Origin of the sequence: Microbacterium sp. K35, from assembly GCF_004794375.1 — a bacterium.
Taxonomy (GTDB): Bacteria; Actinomycetota; Actinomycetes; order Actinomycetales; family Microbacteriaceae; genus Microbacterium; species Microbacterium sufflavum.
The window spans coordinates 1-1658 of sequence record NZ_SSDM01000016.1 but is presented as its reverse complement, the minus strand read 5'-3'; the positions used below and the strand labels follow the sequence as shown (position 1 = coordinate 1658).

Below are 1658 nucleotides of genomic sequence, written 5' to 3'. Positions count from 1 at the left end.
CGAGCGCTGCTCGATGACGGCGCCGAGGGCGCGGACCCCCGCGCCTGACGCCTCGGCGGCCCCGCACCAACGACACGACGCCCCGCTCCGGACCCTCGGAGCGGGGCGTCGTCGTCAGCGCGGCCGGTGAACGGCGGCGCCTGGCTCAGTCGGTGTGGACGGTGATGCCCAGCAGATCGAGCGGGTGCGTCAGGCGCCACCAGGGACTGGGGCCCTCCACGTCTTCGCGCAGCACGAGGGCCGTGTCCTCCGTGTCGAGCGGCCCGGTGGTGGTCAGCGTGCCCACACGGTCGTCGGCCTCTCGTCGCTCGCCCAGGTCGAACGCGGCGGTCGCGGTCGCGGCGGCACCGTTCCACAGCACGACGTCCGCGTCCTCCGCAGTGACCACGTCCACCTCCTCGCCCCACATCGTGGTGACGCGACCGACCACCGTGCCCGCGGCGACGGCCGGATCCTCCGTCTGCAGCTCCGCCTCCGCCTGACTGAACAGCGCGCGGGTGGCCGCGAGCCGCGACTCGTCGTCGGCCTGATCCAGCACTGCCGCGAACAGCCGCACGGTCGTGTCGCCCACCTCCACATCCTTCGCGGTGAGGAGGTTCCACCCGACCAGGGTCCCGGTCTTGATGCCGACGACGCCCGGATCGGCCAGCATGCCGTTGGTGTTCACGACCGTCCCCGCGCCGGGAAGCTCGACCGAGGCGGTGCCGACGATCTCCGCGAACACCGGGTTGCGCATCGCCAGCTCGCCCAGCGCGATCAGCGCCTCCGGCGTCGCGACGTTGCGCTCATCGAAACCCGACGGCGTCACCACCGTGATCCCGGTCAGACCACGCTCGCTCAGCCACTCCTCGGCCGCCCTGGCGAACTCGGAGTTCGACCCCCAGATCTCCGAGGCCAGCCGATCGATGTAGTTGTTCGCCGAGCCGAGCAGCGTGCCCTGCAACAGCTGATACTCCGTGAGCACACCGTTGACCGGCACGTCGAGCGCCGACTGATCCTGGCGTCGATAGTCCCAGTAGCGCACGCTGTCGCCGCGGGTGAAACGGAACTCCGGTCCCTGTTCACCCGGCGCGAGCGGCATCCGATCCAGCACCATCAGGCTGCTGACGACCTTCGTGATGCTCGCGATGCTCACCGCATCCGGGATCGACGCCGACGTGGTCATGCCGGCGACCCCCACGGCCGCGCTGCCCTCCGCAGGCCACGTGAGCTCGGCGGCCGTGGCGGGCGTCGTCTCGAACTGCACCGCCTCCACCGCCGGGGGCACCTCGTGCAGCGGCCACAGCAGCGTCGTGCCCGAATAGGCCAGGACGAGCCCGGCCAGCACCCCCAACGGCACCAGCAGGCCGGGGCGCGCGATGGCCGGACGCAGCCGGGCCCCGCGGAACAGCCCCTCGGCGGTCTGCGCCTCCGGCTCGGCGTCCAGCGAGACGGTGGGAGCGTGGGCCGCGACATCGGCGGGATCCACCCAGGTCAGCGCGGTCGCCGGGGTCGCGTCGTCCGCCCACTGCGCGGCCGTGCCGGACAGGAGGGCGACCGCTGCATCGTCGTCTTCGGCCGGGGGAGCCGGCTCCGAGACCCTCGCGCGGAACGGCGGCTTGGTCAGCGGCGGCGTCGCTGCCGTGATCGTCGAGGAGGCGGCGTCCGCGGCGGGCGGG

The 1658-nt window shown here is 72.9% G+C and carries 1 protein-coding gene; it reads right to left on the bottom strand.

From position 1 onward, the window contains the following. Positions 1 to 145: 145 nt before the first annotated feature. A partial coding sequence (locus tag DW299_RS00140; protein WP_136035214.1) for a D-alanyl-D-alanine carboxypeptidase family protein occupies positions 146 to 1658 on the bottom strand: 1513 nt, incomplete at its 5' end.